General features: G+C 72.1%; 21 protein-coding genes. 6 read left to right on the forward strand and 15 right to left on the reverse strand.

The annotated features are described in order from the left end of the window. Positions 1 to 2: 2 nt before the first annotated feature. From cysD to EJC51_RS36670, 10 genes are all read right to left on the reverse strand, one after another. A complete protein-coding gene (gene cysD / locus EJC51_RS36630) occupies positions 3 to 941 on the reverse strand; it encodes a sulfate adenylyltransferase subunit CysD (RefSeq protein WP_126274971.1) in 939 nt (312 codons plus the stop codon). Further along, positions 938 to 1,501, reverse strand: coding sequence for an adenylyl-sulfate kinase (gene cysC, locus EJC51_RS36635; protein ID WP_126274972.1), 564 nt, complete (start codon positions 1,499 to 1,501; stop codon positions 938 to 940). The genes cysD and cysC overlap by 4 nt, the downstream gene beginning before the upstream one ends. Beyond that, positions 1,498 to 2,208, reverse strand: coding sequence for a phosphoadenylyl-sulfate reductase (locus tag EJC51_RS36640; protein ID WP_126274973.1), 711 nt, complete (start codon positions 2,206 to 2,208; stop codon positions 1,498 to 1,500). The genes cysC and EJC51_RS36640 overlap by 4 nt, the downstream gene beginning before the upstream one ends. Further along, positions 2,205 to 2,384, reverse strand: coding sequence for a hypothetical protein (locus tag EJC51_RS36645; RefSeq protein WP_126274974.1), 180 nt, complete (start codon positions 2,382 to 2,384; stop codon positions 2,205 to 2,207). The genes EJC51_RS36640 and EJC51_RS36645 overlap by 4 nt, the downstream gene beginning before the upstream one ends. A gap of 31 nt (positions 2,385 to 2,415) precedes the next feature. Continuing rightward, on the reverse strand, positions 2,416 to 4,113 hold the full coding sequence (locus EJC51_RS36650) for a nitrite/sulfite reductase (RefSeq protein ID WP_126274975.1): 1,698 nt from the start codon (positions 4,111 to 4,113) through the stop codon (positions 2,416 to 2,418). Between the two features lie 128 nt (positions 4,114 to 4,241). Continuing rightward, positions 4,242 to 4,325 (reverse strand): putative leader peptide, encoded by an 84-nt coding sequence (locus tag EJC51_RS49425; protein WP_310591794.1) that lies wholly within the window; start codon positions 4,323 to 4,325, stop codon positions 4,242 to 4,244. 162 nt (positions 4,326 to 4,487) lie between these two features. Further along, entirely contained in the window at positions 4,488 to 5,060 is a 573-nt protein-coding gene (locus EJC51_RS36655) for a GNAT family N-acetyltransferase (RefSeq protein WP_126274976.1), read from the reverse strand. A 289-nt stretch (positions 5,061 to 5,349) separates the two neighbouring features. Further along, positions 5,350 to 6,603, reverse strand: coding sequence for a hypothetical protein (locus EJC51_RS36660; RefSeq protein WP_126274977.1), 1,254 nt, complete (start codon positions 6,601 to 6,603; stop codon positions 5,350 to 5,352). Positions 6,604 to 6,805: 202 nt separating this feature from the next. Beyond that, positions 6,806 to 8,095, reverse strand: coding sequence for a GAF domain-containing protein (locus EJC51_RS36665; RefSeq protein WP_126274978.1), 1,290 nt, complete (start codon positions 8,093 to 8,095; stop codon positions 6,806 to 6,808). 401 nt (positions 8,096 to 8,496) lie between these two features. Further along, positions 8,497 to 10,131 (reverse strand): acyl-CoA dehydrogenase family protein, encoded by a 1,635-nt coding sequence (locus EJC51_RS36670; protein WP_126274979.1) that lies wholly within the window; start codon positions 10,129 to 10,131, stop codon positions 8,497 to 8,499. Positions 10,132 to 10,279: 148 nt separating this feature from the next. Here EJC51_RS36670 and EJC51_RS36675 point away from each other — a divergent pair, with 148 nt between their 5' ends. Next, a complete protein-coding gene (locus tag EJC51_RS36675) occupies positions 10,280 to 11,431 on the forward strand; it encodes a YihY/virulence factor BrkB family protein (protein ID WP_126274980.1) in 1,152 nt (383 codons plus the stop codon). Between the two features lie 3 nt (positions 11,432 to 11,434). On the opposite strand, the gene EJC51_RS36680 is transcribed toward EJC51_RS36675, so the two are convergent. Then, a complete protein-coding gene (locus EJC51_RS36680) occupies positions 11,435 to 12,274 on the reverse strand; it encodes an NmrA family NAD(P)-binding protein (RefSeq protein WP_126274981.1) in 840 nt (279 codons plus the stop codon). Positions 12,275 to 12,355: 81 nt separating this feature from the next. Between EJC51_RS36680 and EJC51_RS36685 the strand changes: the two genes are divergently transcribed. Then, on the forward strand, positions 12,356 to 13,330 hold the full coding sequence (locus EJC51_RS36685; RefSeq protein WP_126274982.1) for an AraC family transcriptional regulator: 975 nt from the start codon (positions 12,356 to 12,358) through the stop codon (positions 13,328 to 13,330). Positions 13,331 to 13,447: 117 nt separating this feature from the next. Beyond that, positions 13,448 to 14,134 (forward strand): helix-turn-helix domain-containing protein, encoded by a 687-nt coding sequence (locus tag EJC51_RS36690; RefSeq protein WP_126274983.1) that lies wholly within the window; start codon positions 13,448 to 13,450, stop codon positions 14,132 to 14,134. On the opposite strand, the gene EJC51_RS36695 is transcribed toward EJC51_RS36690, so the two are convergent. Both EJC51_RS36695 and EJC51_RS36700 read right to left on the reverse strand, forming a co-directional pair. Beyond that, a complete protein-coding gene (locus tag EJC51_RS36695; RefSeq protein WP_208870765.1) occupies positions 14,117 to 14,521 on the reverse strand; it encodes a VOC family protein in 405 nt (134 codons plus the stop codon). The two genes, EJC51_RS36690 and EJC51_RS36695, sit on opposite strands and share 18 nt — an antisense overlap. A 159-nt stretch (positions 14,522 to 14,680) precedes the next feature. Beyond that, positions 14,681 to 15,313, reverse strand: a complete 633-nt coding sequence (locus EJC51_RS36700) for a VOC family protein (protein WP_126274985.1) — start codon at positions 15,311 to 15,313, stop codon at positions 14,681 to 14,683. A 225-nt stretch (positions 15,314 to 15,538) separates the two neighbouring features. On the opposite strand from EJC51_RS36700, the gene EJC51_RS36705 reads away from it, so the two are divergent. Together EJC51_RS36705 and EJC51_RS36710 are read left to right on the forward strand one after the other, a co-directional pair. Further along, entirely contained in the window at positions 15,539 to 17,233 is a 1,695-nt protein-coding gene (locus EJC51_RS36705; protein ID WP_207924820.1) for a serine/threonine-protein kinase, read from the forward strand. Positions 17,234 to 17,300: 67 nt separating this feature from the next. Next, positions 17,301 to 17,783, forward strand: coding sequence for a hypothetical protein (locus tag EJC51_RS36710; protein ID WP_208870766.1), 483 nt, complete (start codon positions 17,301 to 17,303; stop codon positions 17,781 to 17,783). 36 nt (positions 17,784 to 17,819) lie between these two features. Here EJC51_RS36710 and EJC51_RS36715 read toward each other — a convergent pair whose 3' ends face one another. Then, complete coding sequence (locus EJC51_RS36715) at positions 17,820 to 18,863, reverse strand: LacI family DNA-binding transcriptional regulator (protein WP_126274986.1); 1,044 nt, start codon at positions 18,861 to 18,863, stop codon at positions 17,820 to 17,822. A gap of 324 nt (positions 18,864 to 19,187) precedes the next feature. Here EJC51_RS36715 and EJC51_RS36720 point away from each other — a divergent pair, with 324 nt between their 5' ends. Further along, positions 19,188 to 20,768 (forward strand): carboxylesterase/lipase family protein, encoded by a 1,581-nt coding sequence (locus EJC51_RS36720; protein WP_208870767.1) that lies wholly within the window; start codon positions 19,188 to 19,190, stop codon positions 20,766 to 20,768. Here EJC51_RS36720 and EJC51_RS36725 read toward each other — a convergent pair. After that, a complete protein-coding gene (locus EJC51_RS36725) occupies positions 20,650 to 22,515 on the reverse strand; it encodes a glycoside hydrolase family 127 protein (RefSeq protein WP_126274987.1) in 1,866 nt (621 codons plus the stop codon). The genes EJC51_RS36720 and EJC51_RS36725 overlap by 119 nt on opposite strands. Between the last annotated feature and the right edge of the window lie 36 nt (positions 22,516 to 22,551).

The following is a 22,551-nucleotide window of genomic DNA, read 5'->3' on the forward strand; positions in this document are numbered from 1 at the left end:
GCTTAGAAGTACCCCTCGCGCTTACGGTCTTCCATCGCGGCCTCGGACATCTTGTCGTCGGCGCGGGTCGCGCCGCGCTCGGTGAGCCGGGAGGCGGCGATCTCCGTGATGACCTGCTCCAGCGTCACGGCGTCCGAGTCCACGGCGCCGGTGCAGGACATGTCGCCGACCGTGCGGTAGCGCACGAGACGCTTCTCGACGGTCTCGCTCTCCTTCGGGCCGCCCCACTCGCCGGCCGTCAGCCACATGCCGGCCCGCTGGAACACCTCACGCTCGTGCGCGAAGTAGATCTCCGGCAGCTCGATGCCCTCGCGGGCGATGTACTGCCAGACGTCCAGCTCGGTCCAGTTGGACAGCGGGAAGACGCGGACGTGCTCGCCGGGGGCGTGCCGCCCGTTGTACAGGTTCCACAGCTCGGGCCGCTGCCGGCGCGGGTCCCACTGCGAGAACTCGTCCCGCAGCGAGAACACCCGCTCCTTCGCGCGCGCCTTCTCCTCGTCCCGTCGCCCGCCGCCGAAGACCGCGTCGAACTTCTCCGCCTGGATCTTCTCGGTCAGCGGCAGCGTCTGGAGCGGGTTACGGGTGCCGTCCGGACGCTCCTTGAGCACACCGCGGTCGATGTAGTCCTGCACGGAGGCGACATGCAGCCGCAGCCCGTGCTGGGCCACGGTGCGGTCCCGGTACTCCAGGACCTCGGGGAAGTTGTGCCCGGTGTCCACGTGCAGCAGCGAGAACGGGATCGCCGCCGGGGCGAACGCCTTCAGCGCCAGGTGCAGCATGACGATGGAGTCCTTGCCGCCGGAGAAGAGGATCACCGGCCGCTCGAACTCACCCGCCACCTCACGGAAGATGTGCACGGCCTCGGACTCCAGCGCGTCCAAGTGCGAGAGGGCGTACGGAGCTTGGGTGCCCTCCGTCACCGCCGCGACGGTCGTCGTCATGCCAGTCCCCTCTCGGTGAGCAGCGCGTGGACCGCGGCCGCGGATTCCTGGACGGTCTGGTTCTGCGACTCGATCCGCAGATCGGGCGACTCGGGCGCCTCGTACGGGTCGTCGACGCCGGTCAGCCCGGTCAGCTCGCCCGCGGCCTGCTTGGCGTACAGCCCCTTCACGTCGCGCTCGCTGCACACCTCGACCGGAGTCGCCACGTGCACCTCGATGTAGGCGGCCCCGCCCTCCTGATGGCGCTTGCGCACCGCGTCACGGCTGTCCGCGTACGGCGCGATCACCGGGACAAGCGCCTTGACGCCGTTGCGGGCGAGCAGCTCGGCGAGGAAGCCGATGCGCTGCACGTTGGTGTGCCGGTCCTCGCGGCTGAAGCCGAGGCCCGCGGAGATGAACTCGCGGATCTCGTCGCCGTCGAGCACCTCGACGAGGTGGCCCTCCTCGCGCAGCCGGCCGGCCAGCTCGTACGCGATGGTGGTCTTGCCGGCACTCGGCAGACCCGTGAGCCAGACGGTGGCTCCGGTCGTCACTTGGTTCTCCTGAGTTGTCGTCGTCATCCGTGCAGCCCGCACTCGGTCTTGCCGCGTCCGGCCCAGCGGCCGGCGCGCGCGTCCTCGCCCTCCAGCACCCGGCGGGTGCAGGGGGCGCAGCCGACGGAGGCGTAACCGTCCATCAGCAGCGGGTTGGTGAGGACGCCGTGCTCGGCGACGTACGCGTCCACGTCGTCCTGGGTCCAGCGGGCGATCGGGGAGATCTTGACCTTCTGCCGCTTCTCGTCCCAGCCGACGACCGGGGTGTTCGCCCGGGTCGGGGACTCGTCGCGGCGCAGGCCGGTCGCCCAGGCCAGGTAGTTCGTCAGGCCCTGCTCCAGGGGCTGGACCTTGCGCAGCTTGCAGCACAGGTCCGGGTCGCGGTCGTGCAGCTTGGGGCCGTACTGCGCGTCCTGCTCGGCGACCGTCTGACGCGGGGTCAGCGTGATGACGTTGACGTCCATCACGGCCTCGACCGCGTCCCGGGTGCCGATGGTCTCCTCGAAGTGGTAACCGGTGTCGAGGAAGACGACGTCGACACCCTTCATCGCGCGGGACGCGAGATGGGCGACGACCGCGTCCTCCATCGAGGAGGTCACGCAGAAGCGCTTGCCGAAGGTGTCGACCGCCCACTGGAGGATCTCCAGGGCGGAGGCGTCCTCCAGGTCACGGCCCGCCTGCTCGGCGAGGGCCTTGAGCTCGTCGGTCGTACGGTCTTCCTGAACCGCGGTCATGTCTCGTCTCCCCCTGCGTCGTCGGTCTGAAGGCCCCGGGCGAGCAGCCCGAGGAACTTCAGCTGGAATGCGCGGTTGCACGCCGCGCATTCCCACGCGCCGTGACCCTGCTCGGACGGGCGCAGGTCCTCGTCGCCGCAGTAGGGGCAGTAGAAGGGGGCGGCCCGCTCGCTCATGGCCCCTCCTTTCGCTGTCGTTCGCCGACGCTCACGACAGCGCCTCCTCCGAGGCACGCGAGGCCCAGGCGGCGAACCGCTCGCCCTCCTCGCGCTCGGCCTGGAACCGCTTCAGGACCCGCTCGACGTAGTCGGGCAGTTCCTCGGAGGTGACCTTCAGGCCACGGACCTTGCGGCCGAAACCGGCCTCCAGACCCAGCGCGCCACCCAGGTGCACCTGGTAGCCCTCGACCTGCTCGCCCCGGTCGTTGAGGACCAGCTGGCCCTTGAGACCGATGTCCGCCACCTGGATACGGGCGCAGGCGTTCGGGCAGCCGTTGAGGTTGATGGTGAGCGGCTCGTCGAAGTCCGGGATACGGCGCTCCAGTTCGTCGATCAGCGCGGCGCCGCGCGCCTTGGTCTCGACGATGGCGAGCTTGCAGTACTCGATGCCGGTGCAGGCCATGGTGCCGCGCCGGAAGGAGGAGGGCTTGGCCGTCAGGTCCAGCGCGTCCAGCGCCTCGACCAGCGGCTCTACCTGCGCCTCCTCGACATCGAGGATGATCATCTTCTGCTCGACGGTCGTCCGGACCCGGCCCGAGCCGTGGGCCTCGGCGGCCTCGGCGATCTTCGTGAGGGTCGCGCCGTCGACCCGGCCGACGCGCGGCGCGAAGCCGACGTAGTAGCGGCCGTCCTTCTGCCGGTGCACACCGACGTGGTCACGCCAGCGGCCCGAGGGCTCGGCGGGGGCGGGGCCGTCGACCAGCTTGCGCCCCAGGTAGTCGTCCTCCAGGACCTGGCGGAACTTCTCCGGGCCCCAGTCGGCGACGAGGAACTTCAGCCGGGCGCGGGTGCGCAGCCGGCGGTAGCCCCAGTCGCGGAAGATGCCGACCACACCGGCCCACACCTCCGGGACCTCCTCCAGCGGCACCCAGGCGCCGAGCCGGACGCCCAGCTTGGGGTTGGTGGAGAGGCCGCCGCCGACCCACAGGTCGAAGCCGGGGCCGTGTTCGGGGTGCTCGACGCCGACGAAGGCGATGTCGTTGATCTCGTGGACCACGTCCAGCAGCGGGGAGCCGGAGATCGCCGTCTTGAACTTGCGCGGCAGGTTGGAGAACTCCTTGCTGCCGATGTAGCGCTCGTGGATCTCGTCGATGGCCCGGGTGCCGTCGATGATCTCGTCCTCGGCGATCCCGGCGACGGGTGAGCCGATGATCACGCGCGGGGTGTCACCGCAGGCCTCGGTCGTGGAGAGCCCGACCGCCTCCAGGCGGTTCCAGATCTCCGGGACGTCCTCGATGCGGATCCAGTGCAGCTGGATGTTCTGCCGGTCGGTGATGTCCGCGCTGCCCCGCGCGAACTCCTGCGAGATCTCGCCGATCACCCGCAGCTGCTGGGTGGTGAGGCGTCCGCCGTCGATCCGCACCCGCAGCATGAAGTACTTGTCGTCCAGCTCCTCCGGCTCCAGGATCGCGGTCTTGCCGCCGTCGATCCCGGGCTTGCGCTGGGTGTAGAGCCCCCACCAGCGCATCCGGCCGCGCAGGTCGTTGGGGTCGATCGAGTCGAACCCGCGCTTGGAGTAGATCGTCTCAATGCGTGTCCGCACATTGAGACCGTCGTCGTCCTTCTTGAACTGCTCGTTGCCGTTCAGCGGGGTGTGGTGCCCCGCGGCCCACTGACCCTCACCGCGGTGACGGCTCACCTTGCGGCGGGGAGTCGCGGCGGCAGGGTTCTGCGGGGTGGCGGCCATGGTTGTTACGTCCTTCGGGACAGGCGGGAATGCGGCTCTGACCTGCGCGTACAGGCGCATGGAAATACGTGCGCGGCATTGCGCAGGGGGAGGCAGAGAGTCAGGAGGCGTCGGGCGGCTGCGGCTCGTCAGCGCGCCGGACAGATGGCGCTGGACATGCGGCCGAGGTCGACGTGCCGCCGACTCACCAAGGCAATTCCAGTTCCAGACATGACGGAAGCGTGTCACGGCGATCTGGACACAGTCCAGCTTCGTCCATCATGCGGACACCCTTGTCTCGTAGGGTGAGACAAGGGTGGCGTCGATCACATGCGCCGCGGGAGGTCTTGTCCGCGCAGGTCAGCCGCGCTATGCCGCGGAGCGGGCGGCCGAGGTCAGGCGGGGTGTGCCCCCGGCCAGGGGCCCGGCGCGGTCACCTGCGGCTGCTCCTCGACCTTGGTGTCGAAGAGCGTGAAGCCCCGGCGCTGGTAGTTGGCCATCGCGTGCTCGCCGTCCAGGCTGCACGTGTGCAGCCACACCCGCTTGGTGTCGGTCAGCCCCGGCCAGCGGTCCGCCAGGTCCCAGGCGCGCGCGGCGCCGTACGACAACAGATGGCCGCCGATCCGCCGGCCCCGGAAGCCCGGGATCAGCCCGAAGTAGACGATCTCCACGACCCCGTCGTCCTGCGGCTCCAGCTCCACGTACCCCGCGGGCGTGCCCCGGTCGTAGGCCACCCAGGTCTCCACGCCCGGTCGGTTCAGGTGCTCCTCCCACTGGGCGTAGGTCCAGCCCAGCCGGTCGATCCAGCGGATGTCGCCGCCGACGGAGGCGTAGAGGAAACGGCTGAACTCGGGGGAGGGCACCTCGGCGCGGACGATCCGGACATCGCCGTCCGGCGCGGCGGCCGGGAGGAGGTCGGTCGGGGCGGTCTGCTCAAGGGACCAGGTGGTCACGGGGATGTTGGGCATGCCCCCCAGGCAACCATCCGCCCCGCCGATCTGTCGATCCACCCCGGGCGCCGACGATCTACTGCGGGGCCTCGACGGTCTGGGGCGAGGGCCTGCCTATGTATCGCCGAGACCCGCTGGTCCGCCGGGCCCCGCCGGATGTGCCGCAGAGAGCCGCCGACCTGCCCCGGGCCTCGGCGATCTGCCGCAGGGACCTGTCGGTGCACCCCTGTCACTGGCGATCCGCCGCGGGCCCCGTCGGTCTGCCGCCGAGGCCCGGCGATCTGTCGATCCACCCGGGCTCGACGATCTACCGCAGCGACCTGTCGATCGTGCTCAGCGGTAGTGCGAACAGCATGCGGCCCGACTGGGACCAGACCTCGCCGGTCGCCTCCCAGTAGGACAGGGACTCCGCCTCGCCGCTCCAGCAGCGGGTCGTCTCGTCGGTGCCGCAGCGGGTGGCGCGGGCGCCGGTCGCGTCCTGGCGCCACAGCGTCCCGCGGCCGTCCTGGTCGTCCGACGTACGGCCCAGGTACCACTCCGAGCGGTACGACAGCACGGCCCCGACGCCGGGGGTGCGCGTCTCGTACGCCTCGTCGACGGGGGTGTACCCGGCCGGGTCGGTGGTGAGCAGGCCGGAGCGGTCGGAGGACGAGCTGAGGTCGTACCGCCACAGCCGGACGTCGCGGTCGCTGTCCGTGGAGACCCAGTCGCTCGCCACCAGGCTGTCGGGGGAGGTGCTGCGGTCCAGGGAGAGGTAGTCGGGGTGCGTGGCGTCGGCGCGGTAGCTGCCGACGGCGGGCAGCACCCAGCGGTTGCCGTGCGCCGCCCAGCCGCCGGGCACCCGGCCGACCGCGGAGGCGTTCGTGGTGGCGCGCTGGACGCGGTTCATGTCGTACACGTACAGCCCGTCGGCCGCGGTGACCAGCAGTTTGTCCTGGTACCAGACCATGCCGGAGACCTGGGAGTCGAGCGCGCGGAAGTCGCGGCCGCCGTCGGTGGGGACGGCGAGCAGCACCCAGGTGTAGGTGAGGCGGTCGATGTCGTTCGCGTCGATGAACGCGACCCGGGCCAGGTTCTGGGCGCCCTGGCTCCAGGCGGAGAGGATCACCCGGTTCTGCCCCCACAGGCCGTCGTCGTCGGCGTCGCCCGAGGTGGTGACCGCGCCGGGCCGCCAGGAGCGGGTGTCGGCGGCGCCCCAGCAGTAGGCGCGGGTGGCCGCGGGCTCGACGGGCAGGGCCTTGCGCTCGGCCGGAGCGCAGTCCGCCGCGGCGCGCAGGGAGTGGTCGGCGTCGGCGAGGACGGCACCGACACCCTCCGGCCGCCCCATCGCGGAGGCGAGCCGGTCGAGAGTGGACCGCGGCTCCAGCTGCTCGTGCAGCCGCAAGGCGTCGGTCTCGGCGGCGGTGGCCAGCGGCTTGAGTGCGCCCGGATCGGCGGCGACGGTGGCCTGCGAGGCGCTGATCATGGTGGCCGCGGCGGTGAGAGCGAGGGCGGTCCCGGCCAGGAACGCGCGCAGCGCTTTGCCCCGCTTCCGCCTGCGGTGTCTCCCGCGATGCATCATGTCGTACCTCCCGAGGCGGGCCAACTGCGCCTGGTGATCCGTACGTTGACCGAGGAGCAGGTGGGGTGGCCCGTAGAGGGATGCTACGGCAGTGAGGGCGTGCCGGGGACGAAGACCTTGCAAATATGCGGAAGATGCCGCTTCTTGGGTGTACCGGCTGCTGTACCGGCGGAGGTACCGGCCGGTGTACCGGCCGGTGTTCTCAAGGGGCTTGGCGGGACAGCCGTTCGTCGACCACCGCCGGGGCCGTGGAGTGCGGCAGCAGGTCACGCGGGTCGTCGGGGAGCAGCACCTCGATCTCCGCGTCCTCGCAGAAACGATACGGCCGATGCTCCAGAAATCCCCCGAGATACCGGCGCACCCGCGACATCTCGGCCCGCACCGTCACCGTACGCCCCGGATCGCCGAACAGGTCCTCGGCCAGCCCCGCCGCACTGCGCCCGCTGCGGTGCAGTGCCAACAGATACAGCAACTCCGCGTGCCGTGGGCTCAGTTCATGACTCCAGGTGCCGGCGTCCCCGGACACCGTCATCGACCAGCGGCGCGGCAGCGACAGATCGAGCACGATCCGGGTGGCGCTGCGCGGCAACGGCTCGTCGGACGCCCGGATCAACCACCCCCCGGCCAGCGGCTCCACCGTGCACAGCCCCAGCGTCGGCAGCCACCGCTGGCCCGCCGGCGGCGACTTGGGCAACGCGACCCGGCCCTGGTACGGCATCCCCGCCACCGCGGCCGTCCAGCCGTCCCGGTCCACCACCACGGCCCGGCCGCCGAGCCGCGCCAGCACCGGCGCCGCCACCGCGCGCAGTTGCTCCAGCGAGGACTGGTGCAGCTCGCGCAGCCGGGACTCGGCGAGCTTGGCCACCGAGTCGACCCACGCGAGGGTGGCCGGATGCATCGTCTCCAGCGGCCCGCTCACGTCCACGACGCCGAGCAGCCGGCCGTTTCGCGGGTCGGTGATCGGCGCCCCGGTACAGGTCCACGAGGTCTGTGAGCGCACGAAGTGCTCCGAGGCGAACACCTGCACCGGCCGGCGCGCCACCACCGGTGTGCCGATGCCGTTCGTGCCGACGACGCCCTCCCGCCAGTCGGCACCGAGCTCGAACCCGGTCCCGTCGGCCTTGCGCAGCACCGGCGAACTGCCCTCCCGCCACAGCACCCGGCCCTCCTCGTCGGCGACCACCATGATGTGGTGGGCGACGTCCGCGACCGACAGCAACCCCTCGCGCAGCACCGGCAGGACATGCCGCAGCTCCGAGCTCTCCCGGCGCCGCTGCACCTCCTCCCGGGGCAGCAGCCCGGTGCGGAAGTCGTGGTCGGGATCGACGCCGCCGCGCAGCATCCGGCCCCACGACTGCTCGATCACCGGGCGGGGGGCCACCGGCGCGCGCTGACCGGAGAGCGTGGCGGAGCGGACGTCGCTCAGCAGCCGTGCCGCCCGTGCCGAGTCCACGGCGGCCAGCTGGGTGACATCCGTCGGCGAGAGCGCCACTGGTCCTCCCGGAGGGGCTGCGGACAACCGGTTTCCCCTCGGCTTTCGGCCACGGCCTGGATGTCCGTCCTGACTGTTCGTCTCATAGTGCCGTTCGCCCGTCGCGGAGGGATACAGTCCGGCCACAGACAGCAGCAAGTTGCAACCCCCTGCAACCCTGGTGAACCGGGCGCAGCTGATTGAAACTTGAGCGACGCCGTCCCGAGCGGCGTTCGCGGCCTCGAACGGGCCAAGGCGGGGGTGGTGCCGTGTCGGCGCAGCACCACCCCTTGCCGTCCGGCGGGTTGGCGGTTTGGCGGTTTTTCGCGGGACGGGGTGCCTGGTTCGGGTCCGTCGGCGTGTGCGGGCCGGTGGGGGCTTGTCGCGCAGTTCCCCGCGCCCCTGGGTACGTCGCCCCGAGGTCAGTTGACCGGTCGGGCTCGGTCTACCACCGACGCCAGGTCCAGCGTCGACGGCAAGGTGCCGAACGTTGCGCCTGCGTCCCCGCCCAGCCTTGACGCGCAGAACGCGTCCGCGACCTCGGACGGCGCGAAACGGACCAGGAGCGAGCCCTGGAGGACCAGTGCCAGCCGCTCCGTCAGGCGCCTTGCCCTGGACTCGATGCCGTCCAGGTCCGCCAGGTCCGTCAGGAGGTCCTTGATCGCCGCGTCCAGGCGGTGGTCGGCGCCCCGGGACGTGCCGATCTCCTGGAGGTAGGCGTTGAAGGCCGCCGGTTCGCGTTGCAATGCTCGGAGGACATCCAGGGCCTGGACGTTGCCCGCGCCCTCCCAGACGGAGTTGAGCGGGGACTCGCGGACCAGGCGGGGGAGGCCGGAGTCCTCCACATAGCCGTTGCCGCCCAGGCACTCGGCGGCCTCCACGACCAGCGGGGCGCAGCGCTTCGTCACCCAGTACTTGGCGGCCGGCACCGCGATCCGCAGGAACGCCCGCTCCTGCTCGCCGCCGTCGTCGTACGCGGCCGCCAGGCGCAGCGCGAGCGTGGTCGCCGCCTCGGACTCCACCGCGAGGTCGGCCAGAACGTTGCGCATCAGCGGCTTGTCGACCAGCTTTCCGCCGAACGCCGCGCGGTGCGTGCAGTGGTGGACCGCCTGCGCCACGGCCTGCCGCATCAGACCAGCCGAGCCGAGGACGCAGTCGAGCCGGGTCGCCGCGACCATCTCGATGATGGTCCGCACCCCGCGCCCCTCCTCGCCCACCCGGCGCGCCCAGGTCCCGTCGAACTCCACTTCCGCCGAGGCGTTGGACCGGTTGCCGAGCTTGTCCTTCAGCCGCTGGATGCGGAACGTGTTGCGCGTGCCGTCCTCCAGGACGCGGGGCAGGAGGAGGCAGGTGAGGCCTTCCGGGGCCTGGGCCAGCACCAGGAAGCCGTCGGACATGGGCGCCGAGCAGAACCACTTGTGCCCCGTCAGCTCGTACCTCCCCTCCTCCGCGAGCGGCGTCGCGGTCGTCGTGTTCGCGCGGACGTCGCTGCCGCCCTGCTTCTCCGTCATCGCCATGCCGAAGAGGGCGCCGGCCTTGCGGTGCGCCGGGCGCGCTTCGCGGTCGTAGATCATCGACGTCAGCCGGGGCTCCCACTCCGCCGCGAGCACGGGCTCCTGGCGCAGGGCGGGCACGGCGGCGTGGGTCATCGACAGGGGGCAGAGGTTGCCGGCGTCCACCTGCGTCCAGACCAGGAACGCGGCCGCGCGGCGCACATGGCCCGCCGGGCGGTTCCAGGCGGCGGTGAGGCCGGCCGCGACCCCCTTGCCGAGGAGGCGGTGCCAGGCGGGGTGGAACTCGACCTCGTCGACGCGGTGGCCGTAGCGGTCGTGGGTCCTGAGACGGGGCGGGTTGTCGTTGGCCTGTACGGCCCATTCCTGGAGCTGCGCCGACCCGGAGGCCCGGCCCAGGGCCTCCAGCTCACCGCGCACGTCGTCCAGGGCACCGGGTTCCACATGCCGCTCCACCGCCGCGGTCAGGGCCTTGTCGGCGGTGAAGACGTCGTAGCCGGTCAGAGGCGGGGGCTGGTTGGTCACGGTGTGGGTGCTGCCTGCCATACCTGCGAACCTACCGCCCCGGGAGGCGGTTCACAGGAGTGGTCGAACCGTCCACCAACGAGGACATGACAGGAAAACGCCCTGAATCACCGAGGCCGCGGGCCCGTGGGGGATGAGTACAGCCTCGTACGGCGGATACCGTTAGGTCGTGCAGCCAGCAAGTGAATCCCCTCAGCGGCCCCCCTCCGGCCGTCTCCACCGGGCGCGTGCCCTCTACCGGAACGTCTCCAAGCGCAGGACCGCCTGGCTGCTGCTCAAGGACACCGTCAACTCCTGCATGGAGTACCGCATCCTCGGCCTCGCCGCCGAGGCCGCCTTCTTCACCCTGCTGTCCGTGCCGCCGCTGCTCCTCAGCATGATCGGCCTGCTCGGCTACGTCGACGACTGGACCGGCACCGACTCCATCAGCAGCCTGGAGGCCAACCTCCTGGAGGCCTCCCGCACGGTCCTCTCCGACAAGGGCGTCCGGCAGATCGCCCAGCCGATCCTCGACGACGTCATGAAGGGCGGCCGCCCCGACGTCATCTCGATAGGCTTCCTCTTCGCCCTGTGGTCCGGCTCGCGCGCGGTGAACGTCTTCATCGACACCATCACCGTCATGTACGGCCTCGACGGCGTCCGCGGCATCGTCAAGACCCGCGTGGTGGCGTTCCTGCTCTTCCTCGCCGCCCTGGTCATCGGCTCGATCGCGCTGCCGCTGATGGTCGCGGGCCCCGACGCCGTCGTCCGGATCGTGCCCTGGTCGGCGACGCTCGTACAGATCCTGTACTGGCCCGTGGTGATCGTGCTGTCCATCGCCTTCCTGACCACGCTCTACCACGTCTCGGTCCCCGTGCGGTCGCCCTGGATCGAGGACGTCCCCGGCTCCCTCGTCGCCCTCGCCATGTGGGTGCTGGGCAGCTTCCTGCTGCGCATCTACCTCACCAACACCATCGAGGGCGCCTCGATCTACGGCTCGCTCGCCGCCGCCGTCGCCGTCATGCTCTGGATCGGCGTCTCCGCCTTCGCCGTCCTCGTCGGCGCCGCCGTGAACGCCGCCATCGACCGCGTCTGGCCGGCCGCCGCCACCGCGGCGGCCCGCGCCGCCAACGAACGCGTCCGCGAGGCGCAGGTCGCCGGGTACGTGGCCCGGGCCGCCGCCCACCGGGACCTCGACCCGGACGACCCCGACGACCCGGACATGCCGTCCGAGTTCCCCGAGCGGTGGTCCCGCTTCCTCCCGCCGGAGGACGTGACGTCCAGGCTGCGCACCCATGTGAAGAGCACCCACCCGCCGCACAAGTCGCCCGACGGTACGTAACCGCTACACCCAGGCCGCCGTGGACTCCCGTACGAACTCCGCGAAGTCCCGCGGCGCCCGCCCCAGCACCTCGCGCACCCCGTCCGTCACCCGCGCGTTGCGCCCGTCGAGCAGCCCCTCGAACACCTCCACCAGGAACTCCGCCTCCTCGGCGGGCACCCCGAACCCGGTGAGCGCCTCCCCGTAGGCGCGCGCGGGAACCGGCGTGTACGTCAGCTCCCGCCCGGTCGCCGCCCCGATCTCCGCGACCGCCTCCCGGAACGACAGCAGCCGAGGCCCCGTCACCTCCACCGACCGCCCCACGTACCGCTCCCCGGACGCCAGCACCGTCGCCACCACGTCCGCGATGTCCCGCACGTCGATGAACGGCTCCCGCACCTCGCCCGCCGGGAGCGTCAGCCCGCCCTGCCGCACCTCCTCCACCAGCGGCCCCTCGCTGAAGTTCTGCGAGAACCACGACGCCTGTACGACGGTCCAGTCCGCCCCCGACGTCTTGAGCGCCTCCTCGGTCGCCGCCGCCTGCCGCTCGCCCCGCGCCGACAGCAGCACCAGCCGCCGCACCCCGAGCCCCACGGCCTCCCGTGCCAGCGCGCCGACGCCCTCGGTCGCCGCCGGGGCGCCCACGTCCGACGGGTACACGAGATACGCCGCGTCCGCGCCCCGCAGGGTCCCGGCCCAGGTCGTCGGGTCCTCCCAGTCGAAGCCCCGGGCCCGGGACGCGGCCCGCACCTCGAGACCGGCCGCCCGCACCGCCGTCGCCACCCGGCTGCCCGTACGACCCGAGGCGCCGGTCACCACCACTGTCATGTTCTTCGCGTTGTGCTTCTTCGCGTTCTGCGTCATGTCCTCGAGTCAACGCCCGGGCCCGCCAGGACCCCATCGCTGAACGGCTCATTCCCATGCGCGGGCGTCTACGCTGACGCCATGGACGCTCTCGCAGGCCTTCTCGAAGGGCCCCGCGCGCGGGGCGCCTTCATGATCCGGGCATGCTTCGAACCGCCCTGGAGCGTGCGCGTCGAGGACCGCGCCCCGCTCACCGTCATGCTCATGGTCCGCGGCGAGGCGTGGGTCATGCCGGACGCGGGCGAGCGAAGCGAGACGGGGTTCCCCCCGGCCGAAGGCCGGGAGAGGGTCCGGCTGCGTGCCGGCGACCTCGCCATCGCCCGCGGCCCCGACCCGTACACCTGCGCCGACGACCCCGGCACCGAGCCGCAGGCGCTGATCCTGCCGGGTGGGGAGTGCCGCTACCCCGACGGGCGCTCGCTCAACGGCGTCATGGACCTCGGCGTCCGCACCTGGGGCGACCGGCTCGACGGGTCGGCCGTGATGCTGATCGGCACGTATCTGTGGCAGGGCGAGGTCAGCGGGCGCCTGCTGGACGCGCTGCCGCCGCTGCTGACGCTCACCCCGGAGGTGTGGGACTGCCCGCTCACGCGGCTCCTCATGACGGAGATCGTCCGCGACGAACCCGGCCAGGAAGTCGTCCTGGACCGCCTCCTCGACCTGCTCGTCATCGCCGCGCTGCGCGCCTGGTTCGCCCGCCCGGAGGCGGCGGCACCCGGCTGGTACCGGGCGCTGGCGGACCCTGTCGTGGGCCGGGTCCTGCGGCTCCTCCAGGACGACCCCGCCCATCCGTGGACGGTCGCGTCGCTCGCGGCGAAGGCGGGGGTGTCGCGGGCGGCGCTGGGGCGGCGGTTCACGGAGCTGGTGGGGGAGCCGCCGATGACGTATCTGACGGGATGGCGGCTGGCGTTGGCGGCGGACCGGCTGCGGGAGGGGGACGCGACGCTGGAGGCGATCGCCCGGCAGGTGGGGTACGGGAGCGCGTTCGCTTTGTCGAGTGCGTTCAAGAGGGTGTACGGGGTGAGTCCGCAGGAGCATCGGGGGAGGGGGGTGTAGGGCGCGCAGGGGCCGTTGTCGGGTGCGGGCCGGCGGGGGTGGTCGCGCCCACGCGGCGGAGCCGCAGATCGACACGGACCCGCGCCCGTCGAGGGCGTGGCCCCTAGCCTTGTTCTCATGTACACGGAGAGAACTGGACGGCTTCCCGGCTCCGTTGTGTGGACCAGTACCCCGTCCCTGCTACAGCCCGGCCGTGTTCTCCCCGACGGCTGTATGGATCTGCTCTGGCACGACGGGCGGCTGCTCGTCGCCGGTCCCGATACGCGCGCGTTCGTCACGGGGGGTGAGCGGAGTGCCTGGGCCGGTGTCCGCTTCTTCCCCGGCACCGCGCCCACCCTCCTCGGCGTCCCCGCCCCCGAGGTGCTCAACCGGCGGGTCGAGCTCGCCGACCTCTGGCCCGCCGCCCGGGTACGGTGGCTCACCTCGCGGGTGAACGCCGCCGCCGATCCCGCGCACGGGCTCGAAGAGGCGGCTCTGCGGCTGGCAGCCGACGCCGACGCTCCCGATCCGTTGCTGGGGGAGGTCGTGAACGCCCTCGGCGCGGGCCGGCCCGTCGCCGCCACCGCCGACCGACTCGGCCTCGGGGCCCGCCAGTTGCACCGGCGATGCCTCGCCGCGTTCGGGTACGGGCCCAAGACCCTGGGCCGAGTGCTGCGGCTCCAGCGGGCCTTGCGGCTCGCCCGGCGCGGGGTGCCGTACGCCGAGACGGCGGCCCGTGCCGGGTACGCCGACCAGGCTCATCTCGCCCGGGACGTACGGGAGTTGGCGGGCCTGCCGCTCGGGGAGCTACTGGGCCGGCGGTAGCGGGGCGAACAGGTCGACGCCGTTGCCGTCCGGGTCGTGCAGGGTCGCGTAGCGCTGGCCCCAGAAGGCGTCCCAGGGCTTGAGCTCGCCGTGGTGACCGGCGTTCACCATCTCCTCGTACACCGTGTCCACCTCGGCCGGGCTGTCGCAGCGCAGGGCGAGGGCGGTGCGGCTGTCGCCTCCGGCCGGCGGCCGCCAGCCCGCGTGGAAGGAGCGGACCGTCGCCTCGGTGTCGAGCAACAGGCGCAGCCCGCCCGGAAGTTGGGCCTCGACGTGCGGTTCGTCCGCCGCGCCCTCCGGGAAGGTGAACCCGAGGCGGCGGTAGAAGGCGACCGAGGCGGCCATGTCGGAGACGATCAGGCCGATGGCGTCGAATCGTGGAGTCATGCGGCCACCGTAGGCAGCGCGCAGGGGTGTGGTCTTGAAGGAATCGGACATGGCGCGGGCATTACGCGGGCACGGTGAAGCCTCCTGGCGGTGCTCGCGGCGAGCCGTCCCGTGGGCCGCATTCTCGAACTCGGCACCGGCGTGGGGGCTGATGCCCCGTCAGTCGAAGGTGACCGGTCCGCGCGGGGTGTCCACCGTGAAGGTGAGGCCCACCGGGCCCTCGGTGACCGGGAGTTCGGTGTCGAGAGTGGCGAGCCGGCGGCGGATCTCGTCCGGGTCGGGGGCCCTCGCCGAGACCGCCAGGAGCGGCGTGCTGGGCAGGCCGGAGGCGGACGGATGGCGTGCGGTGCCCCAGTCGATGAGGAACGGCACGAGCCCGGAGGGGTGTTGGGTGTCGCCGTCCGTCAGCCGCCACGCCAGGAGAGTGCCGTCCGGGGTGCGGCGGCTCATGGGATGGATGTCGCCGGGGTCGTATCCCCGGGACCGGGCGGTCGTGACCGCCGCGTCCAGGTCGGGCGGGCTGATCGCCCAGGTGACCGTGCGCGCACGGCTGACGGCGTCGACGTCGAAGGGGCGCGGCCCCACGGGCTCGGGTTGCTCCGGATCGGGGCCGATGATCTCCAGATAAGCGGTGCCGCCCAGCGACACCAGGAAGTTGCGGGTGCCCCGGCCGATGTGCACCCCGCCGGGAGCGGGCGCCACTCCCGTACGCCGGGTGAAGTCGGCGACCGTTGCCGCCAGGTCGGGGGTTGCGAGGACGAGGTGGTCAAGGCGTGCGGGAATCGTGTTCATCGTGCGATCGAGGCTACGCAGGGGCGGGTCCGTGATGGAACACCTGTGCGGCAAGAGGGGGAGCGCTGGGGCCCCCGCCTCGTCCGCTCCGGGTGATGAGCAGGAGTGCCGTCACAGAAAACCCTTTAGGCTGCTGCTGTCGCACGGATGATCGCACCGCCGTGACGGGGGAGCAGAGGGCCCAGGGGAGCTGGGGACCTGGGGACTAGGGGATCAGGGGGACCGGTGAACGACGCGGCTGAGGTGTTCCAGCCACTCCAGGTGGACGATCCGCCCGTGATCGCCGGCTACCGTCTCGCCGCCCGGCTCGGCGCCGGCGGCATGGGCCGGGTGTACCTCTCCCACACCGCGGGCGGCCGACCCGTCGCGATCAAGGTCGTACGCCCCGAACTCGCCGACGACCCGGACTTCCGGCGGCGCTTCGGCCGCGAGATCAAGGCCGCCCGGCGGGTCCGGGGCGCCTACACCGCCGAACTGATCGACGCCGACGCCGACGGCGCCCCGCCCTGGCTCGCCACGCTCTACGTCCCCGGACCCTCGCTGGCGGAGGCCGTGCACCGGCGTGGTCCGCTGCCGGTCCCGGCCGTGCTGTGGCTGATGGCGGGCGTGGCCGAGGCGCTGGCGGCCATCCATGCCGCCGGGATCGTGCACCGTGACCTGAAGCCGTCCAACGTGCTGCTCGCCGCCGACGGCCCCCGTGTCATCGACTTCGGCATCTCGCTGGCCGCCGACCTCACCGCGTACACGGCGACCGGCGCCGCGGCCATCGGCACACCGCAGTTCATGGCGCCGGAACAGGCCGTCGCGGGGGAGATCACGCCGGCCACCGACGTCTTCGCGCTCGGCCAGACGGCGGCGTTCGCGGCCCTGGGCGAGCCCCTGTACGGCAACGGTCCCGCCGCCACCGTCCTCTACCGCATCGTCCACTCCGCACCCGACCTCTCCCGCCTGCCCGAGCCCCTGCGGTCGCTGCTGGCCCGCTGCCTGACCCCCGACCCGACGCAACGGGCCACGCTGACCGAGATCGTCGAATGGTGCCGCGGCCAACTCGGCACCCAGGCCGACGCGGGCGCCGGGCCGACGGTCTGGCGGGACATCACGGGCCCCGAGCCGACGATCCCGGGACCGCCTTCCGCCCCCGCACCGGCGCACACCCAGCAGCTGAGCACCCCGGCGCCCACCAAGCCTCTGATCGCGCCGGCCCACCCGGAGCCACTGATCGCACCGGTGCGGGCGACGGTCCCGGTGACGCCGGAGAGACATCGCCGACGCCGCCGCATCGCCGCGAGCACGGCGGCCGCGGTGACGGCGGGCGTGCTGCTGATCACGGGGCTGGTGTGGCAGTCCCGACAGAACGCGGACGACACGAGGGACCGGGACACGACGTCATCGTCCTCTTCGACACCGGATGCGACGGCGTCCGGGGAGTCGGCGGGATCGTCGTCGGCGGACGACGCGGGCTCGGCGGGCAAGGATTCCGTGGAGCCCGCTTCGAGTCCGTCGCCGAGCGCGTCCGGGCCGCCGCGAGCACATGCCTACCCACAGCAGCGGCTGGACGAGGACAACTCCTTGTACATCCATGTGGACAAGCCGGGCACGCGGGACGACCGCAAGGGGGACATCCGCCTCAACTGCGAGAAAATCGGCTGCGCGTTGGAGAGCGACACCAGCCACATGGTCCAGATGTTCGGCGACCCGGGCACCACCTTCGAGGACTGCGAACTGTTCCTCGGTGGCGCCAAAGAAGACAGGTTCCGTGACTGGTCGTTGGCCTCGGCCGCCGCCGGTACCGAGTACTGCGTCAAGCATCCCTCCGGAGACATCGCACTGCTCGTCATCCAGCTGAAGTCGACGGCCATGTGGGACACGCCTGGGATGAGCTCCCTGTACGTGGACATGACGGTCTGGCCGGCACCGTAGGGCCACGCCAAGTGGCTTTAGGAAAAAGGATTTTGATGAACCGTCACCAGGTGATGGAGGGAACCCCGTGCTCTTCCCCCGCCGTGCCCTGGCCATCCTCACCGCCGTGGCCGCACTCCTGAGCATCAACCTGTTCGCCGCCGGCCCGGCGCAGGCTGCCACTTCCTGCTCCGGCACCATCACCCACAGCCAGCCGGTCTACATCATCGGCCGCAGCACCGTCATCGGTGAGCTGGTCATCTACTACAACAGCAGCAACGGTGGCACCAACAGCGCGTGCCTTTACCACCGCGGTGCTTCCTATGGTGTCTACGCCGGTACTGAGGTCACCATCTATCGATGTTCACAGAGATCGGGTGAGGGGCAGGGCTGCGACGCCACCATTTCCGACACGGATTTCGGCCACTATGCCTACCACGCAGGGCCTGTTGGTGTGACCGGCACGGCGAACTACTGCGTCGCGGCGACCGGCTGGATCGTCTGGGAGCATCCCAATCCCGACGTAGGAAAGGTGACCATGCCGGTGCACACCAATACTCAGGGCTGCTGAACACTCTGCCGCCAAGCCCCGTACGGGGCCCCGATGTCACCCCCGCGGCCGCCCCGTACTCCCCCGCTCCACCAACCGCGTAGACAACTCCGTCCGCGTCCCCTCCGGCCGCTCGCCGTCCATCATCCGTACCAGCAGCCGCGTGGCCGTCGCCGCCATCTCCGACAGTGGCTGGCGGATCGTGGTGAGGGCCGGGCTCGCCCAGCGGGCCTCCGGCAAGTCGTCGAAGCCGACGACGCTCAGGTCGTCCGGCACCCGCAGGCCCCGCTCGGCGAGTGCCTCGTACACCCCCAGCGCCATCCGGTCCGAGCAGACGAAGACGGCCGTCGGCGGCTCGGGCAGGTCGAGGAGTTCCAGTGTGCGGCGGCGGGCCTCGCCCTCGTCGAAACCGGCGTACCGCACGTACTCGGGACGCTGCCGGACGCCGGCCGACGCGAGCGCCGAGCGGTAGCCGGCCACCCTCGCGCCGCTGCACATCCTGCGCCGGTGCCCGGCGATCACCGCGATCCGCTCATGGCCCAGCCCCAGCAGATGCTCGGTCGCGCTCACCCCGCCCTGCCAGTTCGCCGCCCCGACCGACACCACGCCCGGCGGCGGTTCGAGCACCGGGTCGATCATCACGAACGGGATGCGGTGCTGCTCCAGCCACGCGTACTGGGACGGCGTCAGCTCGGCCAGATCGAACAGCACCCCGGACGAGCCGCGGGCGGTGAGCTTGTCGAGCCAGCCCCGCTCGGGGCGGCCGCCCCGGGTCCGAGTGAGCCCCGCCGAGACGACCACCTCCAGACCCGCGTCGTGGGCCGCCTCCTCCACCCCGTGCAGCACGGCGCCCGCCCAGGACGTCTCCAGCGAGTGCACGACGAGGTCGACGAGTCCGGGCGGCTTCGTCGCGTCGAACCGGGGCCTGCGCACATATCCCAGCCGGTCCAGGGCCTCCGTGACCCGGCGTCGCGTCTCGGGCGCCACGTCCTCGCGGCCGTTGACGACCTTGGAGGCGGTGGGCACGGACACCCCGGCCTCCCGTGCCACGACCGCGAGGGTCGGCCCGGCCGCCACGCTCGTACCTCCCGTACGGACCATCGGGAACCGCCTCTCCGGCCCGCCCGTGGGCCGTGGAAAGTTTCGACCAGCGCGGAAAACAGTAAGCGCTTCCTGTCCTGCTTACTACCCTAGGTCGCCCATGAAGTCCGGAGGAGGCCGGACTTGGCATGGCTGGGTGCTCCATGACTTTCGAAACAGGGAATGCGCTTACTGCTCCTGACTCACAGATGAGTCGGAACCCGCCGAAGCGGCAGCCGCGTCCACCGAATGGCCCTCACCAGTGCCCGTGCACCGGAATACGAGCCAGGGCTGTGATGCTCTTGTGTTACCGGTGCACGAGCGCGGCGAAGGGCTGGTGGGCGCATGACGGCAGACCAGGCGAACCCCGTGGTCAGGACGCCCTACGGGGCCGTCCGCGGCCGGTACGAGCGGGGTGTGGCGGTGTTCCGGGGCATCCCCTACGGGGCGCCGCCCTTCGGAGCACGCCGGTTCAGGCCGCCGCTGCCGCCCGAGCCCTGGGACGGGGTGCGGGACGCCGTCGCCTTCGGGCCGACGGCCCCGAAACCGCCGTACTCCGAGGCCTTCGCGCAGTACCTGTCCGACCCGGTGGTGCCCGGGGACGACTGCCTCAACCTCAACGTGTGGACACCGGAGCCGGGCCGCGGGGCCCGGCTCCCGGTCCTGGTGTGGCTGCACGGCGGCGCCCTGACCAGGGGGTCCTCGGCCGTGCCGGTCTACGACGGGCATGCCTTCGCCCGGGACGGCGTCGTCTTCGTCTCCGTGAACTACCGGCTCGGGGTGGAGGGCTACGGACTGTTCCCCGACGCCCCCGCCAACCCCGGCCTGCGCGACCAGCTCGCCGCCCTGGAGTGGGTCCACCGGTCGGTGGCCGAGTTCGGCGGCGACCCCGCCCGCATCACGCTGGCCGGTCAGTCGGCCGGCGCGATCAGCACCGGCGCCCTGCTCGCCGCACCGCAGGCCCAGGGCCTGGTCCGGCGCGCGATCCTGCAGAGCGGCCCGCCCGAGGCCTCCGACCGGGACAAGGTGCGGCGCATGGTCCGCCGGATGGCGACCCGGCTGAAGATCCCCGCCACCGCAGCGGCCTTCGCCGAGGTCGACCGCGAGCTGCTGCTGCGCACCCAGGCCGAGGTCGGCAAGCTCAGCAGCCCGGTGCTCGGCGGTCCCGCCTTCGGCATCGTCGTCGACGGCGACCTCGTCCCCCGCGACCCCCTGGACGCCCTGGTCGAGGGCGACGCGGCCCGTGACGTCGAGCTGATGACCGGCTGGACCCGGGACGAGTACCGGCTCTGGCTGGTCCCCGGCGGCCTGCTGGAACGCGTCGACCGGCTCGGCCCGGTCGCCCTCGCCGGCGCCATGGCCCGCTGCCACACCGGCCACGAGGTGCCGCGCGGCTACCGCGCCCTGCACCCCGACGCGGGGACCGCCGAGATCGTCGGCCAGATGGTCACCGACCACCTGCTGCGCATCCCGCTGCACCGGCTGGCCGACGCCCGCCCCGGCACGTCGTATGTCTACGAGTTCGCCTGGCCCTCGAACCTCCCCGACCTCGGCTCCTGCCACGCCCTCGAACTCGGGTTCGTCTTCGACACCGGGGAGAGCCCCGAGTCGGCCAAGCTGGCGGGCGACGGCGCGCCGCAGGAGCTGAGCGACGCCATGCACGGGGCGTGGGTGCGGTTCGTCAAGGACGGGAACCCTGGGTGGCAGGCGTGGGACGCCACGCACCCGGTGCGGATCTTCGGCGACGGCGAGCCGCATCTCGCGTACGGCCCGCTCGACGCCGAGCTGGCCCTGTGGGCCCCGGAGGTCACTCCCGTGGAATCCACACCCGCATCGCCCCTGGCCGCCGGTTCGCCCACGCGTAGTACGGAACTGCGGTCAGTGGTACGACGTCTTCGCCTCCCCGGCTCCGTCCGTCGGCCGTGACCACGGTGACCCCGCCGAGCAGCCCGGGGTCGTGGTGGGCGGCGAGGCGGGCGTCGTCGGGGAGGGTGAGGTCCTCGAAGCGGACGCCGGGCGGCTGGTCGACGGCCTCCAGACAGTGCACCAGCGGCCCGCGCTCGATGGCCACACAGCCCCGTACGGCGTCCACGTAGGGGTCGGGGCGGGTCAGCCGGGTGTCCAGCTCCAGGTCGAGGGTGAGGGTGTCACCGGGGGACCAGCGGCGGCGCAGCCGCAGCCAGCCCGGGTGGGTCTCGGCGGGCGCCGCGCCGTCGGGGGCCGAGGCGGTGAAGTCCGTGCACCAGGCCGGGATGCGCAGCGACAGCGTCCAGTCGGCGTCGGCGGGCGCCTCCTCGATGGTCACCGCGATCCGCCCTTGCCACGGGTACGCGGTCTCCACCCGGACCCGGCCGCCACCGGCCTCGTACACGCCGGTCGCGTACTGGTGCAGTTGCAGTCCCGCGGCGTCCCCGGTGGTCCCGCTCGCCAGGTAGTGGGGGAGCGAGGCCAGCAGCCGCATGACGTTCGGCGGGCAGCAGGCGCAGCGGAACCACGGGGTGCGGCGGGCCGTCTTGTCCGGCTCGAAGGCTCCTTCGTACTCCTCGCGGACCTGGAGCGGGTTTACGTAGAGCCAGCTGTCGCCGTCGAGGCCGACACCGGCCAGGAAACCGTTGTAGAGCGTGCGCTCCACGAGGTCGGAGTACTTCGCCTCGCCGGTCAGCAGCGCCATCCGCCACGACCACTGGATCGACGCGATCGCCGCACAGGTCTCCGCGTAGGCGCGGTCCGGCGGCAGTTCGTACGGCTCCCCGAACGCCTCGCCCTCGTGCCGGGCCCCGAGCCCGCCCGTCAGATACGTCTTCGACGACACCATCGCGTCCCACAACCGTTCGGCGGTGGCCCGCAGTTCACCGTCGCCGGTCTCCGCGGCCAGGTCCGTCACGGCCGCCAGCAGGTACAACTGCCGTACGGCGTGCCCGGTGACGGACGTGGCCGCGCGCACCGGTGTGTGGTCCTGCCAATAGGCCTTGCCCAGATGCGGGTTGACGTCGGCGTCGAGCAGCCCGTGCCCGCGCCGGTCCACGAAGTACCCGGCGAGCTCCAGCCAGCGCCGCTCCCCGGTCTCCCGGTACAGCTCCACCAGCGCGGTCTCGACCTCGGGGTGCCCGCACACCCCGTCGATCTCCTTGTCCGCGCCGAACACCGAGTCGACGAGTACGGCGAACCGCTCGGCCACGTCCAGGAGTTCGCGGCGGCCCGTCGCCCGGTGGTGGGCGACCGCGGCCTGGATCAGATGGCCCGCGCAGTACAACTCGTGCCCCCAGCCCAGCTCCTGCCAGCGCTTCTCCGGGTGGGCGAGCTGGTAGTACGTCTGGAGGTAGCCGTCGGCCTGCTGGGCGGCGGCGAGGAGACCGGTCAACTCGGCGACCTGTGCGGCCAGTTCGGTGTCGCCCGGAGCGTCGGCCAGCTGCCAGGACGCCGCCTCCAGCCACTTGTGGACGTCCGAGTCCTGGAACGGGAAGTCCCCCGTGAAGGTGCCCTTGCCCACGGCGGCGGCCCGCAGGTTGGCCAGGTTCCCGGCCGACTCCAGCCGGGCCGGGCCCTGCGGGATGCTCACCTCGGCGTTGGTCCTGCGCCGCTCGGCCCAGAAGCCGCCGGTGACGCGGGCGGCGGTCGCCGGGCGCAGCGCGCTCGACGCGCGGTCGGTGAGACGGATCGGGCCGATGGGCATACGCGGTACTCCCCGGACGGAAACCGGTTGCTGTCG

This window comes from Streptomyces aquilus, from assembly GCF_003955715.1.
GTDB classification, from domain to species: Bacteria; Actinomycetota; Actinomycetes; order Streptomycetales; family Streptomycetaceae; genus Streptomyces; species Streptomyces aquilus.